At 69.5% G+C, this 3,123-nt stretch carries 4 protein-coding genes; 3 read left to right on the top strand and 1 reads right to left on the bottom strand.

Features of this window, described 5'->3' with window-relative positions; all coding sequences use genetic code 11:
• Together AC27IQ_RS21245 and AC27IQ_RS21240 are read left to right on the top strand one after the other, a co-directional pair.
• Positions 1–765 (top strand): aldehyde dehydrogenase family protein (locus AC27IQ_RS21245; RefSeq protein ID WP_487090684.1); only part of this gene is annotated, 765 nt, incomplete at its 5' end.
• A gap of 114 nt (positions 766–879) precedes the next feature.
• Entirely contained in the window at positions 880–1,506 is a 627-nt protein-coding gene (locus AC27IQ_RS21240; protein ID WP_487090683.1) for a LysE family translocator, read from the top strand.
• A 102-nt stretch (positions 1,507–1,608) separates the two neighbouring features.
• Here AC27IQ_RS21240 and AC27IQ_RS21235 read toward each other — a convergent pair whose 3' ends face one another.
• Positions 1,609–2,514 carry a LysR family transcriptional regulator gene (locus AC27IQ_RS21235; protein WP_487090682.1) on the bottom strand — a complete coding sequence of 302 codons (906 nt, stop codon included), beginning with the start codon at positions 2,512–2,514 and terminating at the stop codon, positions 1,609–1,611.
• Between the two features lie 73 nt (positions 2,515–2,587).
• Here AC27IQ_RS21235 and AC27IQ_RS21230 point away from each other — a divergent pair.
• The coding region (locus AC27IQ_RS21230) for a sodium-dependent bicarbonate transport family permease (RefSeq protein ID WP_487090681.1) at positions 2,588–3,123 on the top strand (536 nt) is incomplete at its 3' end.

Genomic DNA, 3,123 nt, shown 5'->3' with positions numbered 1-3,123 from the left:
ACCTTCACCGGCTCCACGCCCGTGGGCAAGCAGCTGGCCGCCCTGGCTGGCAAGCACATGAAGCGCGTGACCATGGAGCTGGGCGGCCACGCCCCGGTGATCGTGGCGGAAGACGCCGATGTCGAGCTGGCCATCAAGGCCGCCGGCGGCGCCAAGTTCCGCAACGCGGGCCAGGTGTGCATCTCGCCCACGCGGTTCCTGGTGCATGAAAGCATCCGCGCCGAGTTCGTGGCCGCGCTGTCGCGCCACGCCCAGGGCCTCAAGGTGGGCAACGGCCTGGCCGACGGCACGCAGATGGGCCCGCTGGCCAACCCGCGCCGCATCACCGCCATGGCCGACCTGATGGCCGACGCGGTGCAGCAGGGCGCGCAACTGGCCACCGGCGGCGAACGCATCGGCAGCGAAGGCAACTTCTTCCAGCCCACGGTGCTCAACGACGTGCCCCTGTCGGCCCGCATCTTCAACGAAGAGCCCTTCGGCCCCGTGGCCGCCGTGCGCGGTTTCGAGAAGATCGAGGACGCCATCGCCGAGGCCAACCGCCTGCCGTTCGGCCTGGCGGGCTATGCCTTCACGCGCTCGCTCAAGAACGCGCACCTGCTGGCCCAGCGCCTGGAAGTGGGCATGCTCTGGATCAACCAGGCCGCCGCTCCCGCAGCCGAGCTGCCCTTCGGCGGCCTGAAGGATTCGGGCTACGGCTCCGAAGGCGGCTCCGAGGCCGTGGAAGCCCATCTGAACACGCGCCTCGTGTCGATCATGAACGTGTGATCCCCACCGTGTCGTCGAAAGGCCGCGCTGCACAGCGCGGCCTTTTTTTTTGGGTCGAGGCATGCTGCGCTCCAGGCTGGTGGAGAGGGAGCCGCACGCGAATATCATCGTCCGATGCTCACCTTCGCCCAACTGCTCGCGTTCTTGCTCACCGCCGTGCTCATCACGGCCACGCCCGGTCCCGACAACCTGCTGGTGCTGGGCATGGGGATGTCCAGGGGGCGCTGGCAGGGCATTGTGTTCGGGCTGGGCTGCGCGCTGGGGTGCCTGAGCCACACGCTGCTGGCCGTGGTGGGCGTGAGTGCGCTGATCGCCGCGTCGCCCGTCGCCTTCACGGCGTTGCGGTGGCTGGGCGGGGCCTACCTGATCTGGCTGGGCATTCAGGCGCTGCGCAGCCCGGGCGCCGGCCGCGTCGATGCCGCGGGCGCACCGGCGCAGTCGCTGCGGAGCCTGTTCTTCAAGGGCATGCTGGCCAATGCGATCAACCCGAAGGTGGTGCTTTTCTTCCTGTCGTTCCTGCCGCAGTTCGTGGTGCCGGCGCAAGGCAACGTCGCCCTGCAACTGGGCCTGCTGGGGCTCTTGTTCACGCTGCAGGCGGCGGTGCTGTTCGGGCTGCTGGGCTATTTTGCGGGTGCCATCGGCGCCTGGCTCCAGCGCAGGCCGCGCGCCGGCCTGTGGCTGGACCGCATGGCCGGCACCGTGTTCGTGGGCCTGGGCGTGAAGATGATCGCGGGCCGCTGAACCCCGGCCTATCGACGGGATCGCGATCGCGGGGGGCATGGGCGTCGCAGGCCATTGTCTTGTGGAAAAAACGCTTGCGCCGCGCCGTGCCGCTCGCTGGCATCAGGAGTGCACTTCCCACCGGCGCGCCTGTTGCAGCAGCTGCCGCAGAAAGGTCTCGGCAATGGGAGACAGCCGCTTGCCCTGCGGCCACAGCACGTACCACGACGAGGGCACGGGCATGCGCTCCGCTGCCAGGATGGCCACGCCTTCGCTGGCAGGGTCTGCGGCCAGCGCATGCCGCGACACCAGCCCCAGGCCCATGCGTGCCGCCACGGACTGCTTGATGGCCTCGTTGCTGCCCAGTTCCAGACGCACCCGCGGCGCGAAGCCCAGGGCTTTGAAATGCTCCTCCGTCGCCAGCCGTGTGCCCGAACCCGTCTCGCGCAGGATGAACGGCTCCTTGAGCAATTGCTCCAGCCGCACGCGCCGACGCGCGGCCAGCGGATGGTCGTGTGCGGCGATGACCACCAGCGGGTTGCTCAGCAGCACCTGCCTGTCGTGCGGCACGCCGCGCGGCGGGATGGACAGGATGTAGAGATCGTCCTCGTTGGCCAGCAGGCGCTGCACCACGCCATCGCGGTTGAGCACCTGCATCGCCACGTCCACGCCCGGATGCTCCTCACAAAAGCGGCCCAGCATGCGCGGAATGAAGTACTTGGCGGTGCTGGCCAGCGCGATGCGCAGCCGGCCCTGGCTCACGCCCTTGAGCGCGGCCACGCGCTGCTCCAATGCCTCCCAGTCGGCCGCGATGGCGCGTGCCGTCTGCGCCGCCGCCTCGCCCGCCTGGGTGAGGTGCAGCCGCTGGCCAACGCGCTCGTACAGCGGCAGTCCGATGGCGTCCGACAGCTCCTTGAGTTGCATCGATGCCGTGGGCTGGGTCACGTGGCAGTGGCGCGCGGCCCCGGTGACGGAGCCGGTCTCGGCCAGAGCCAGCATGATCTGCAATTGGCGGAAAGTGGCATGCATAGAGAAATCCCGATGGGTCGGATCGACAGTATCGATTTTCCTTCATCGCCATTGCCGCCTAGCATCGCGCCCCATGAAACACCTGCTCGATCCCGCGATTCTGTTTTTCGTGCTCGGCCTGGCGGCCGGGCTGCTGCGCTCCAACCTGGAGATTCCCGCGCCGCTGTCGCGCTTTCTGTCGCTGTACCTGCTCATGGCGCTGGGCCTCAAGGGCGGATTCGCCCTGGCCCAGTCCGGTTGGACGGTGCAGATCTCGGCCGCCCTGGTCAGTGCCCTGGTGCTCGCCGTCGCCGTGCCGGCCATCGCATGGTGCGTGCTGCGCCGCCTGCTGCCGCCCTTCGATGCGGCTGCCGTGGCGGCCACCTACGGCAGCGTCAGCGCCGTGACGTTCGTGACCGCCAGCCACTTGCTGGAGCAGCAGGGCACCCCTGCCGGCGGCTACATGGCCGCGGCCATGGCGCTGATGGAGTCGCCCGCCATCGTGCTGGCGGTGGTGATGGCGCATTGGCTGCGCGCCCCGGCCTCGGTGGCCCCCATCGCCGTGGGATCGCAGGCCGTGATGGCTGGCGGCCCGGGCATCGGGCCGGCGCGGGCGGGCTCGCCACTGGG

It is taken from the genome of Acidovorax sp. KPB24-07 (genome assembly GCF_057543315.1).
Note: the sequence above shows the minus strand (reverse complement) of the source record. Positions and strands in the feature narration are given on the sequence as shown.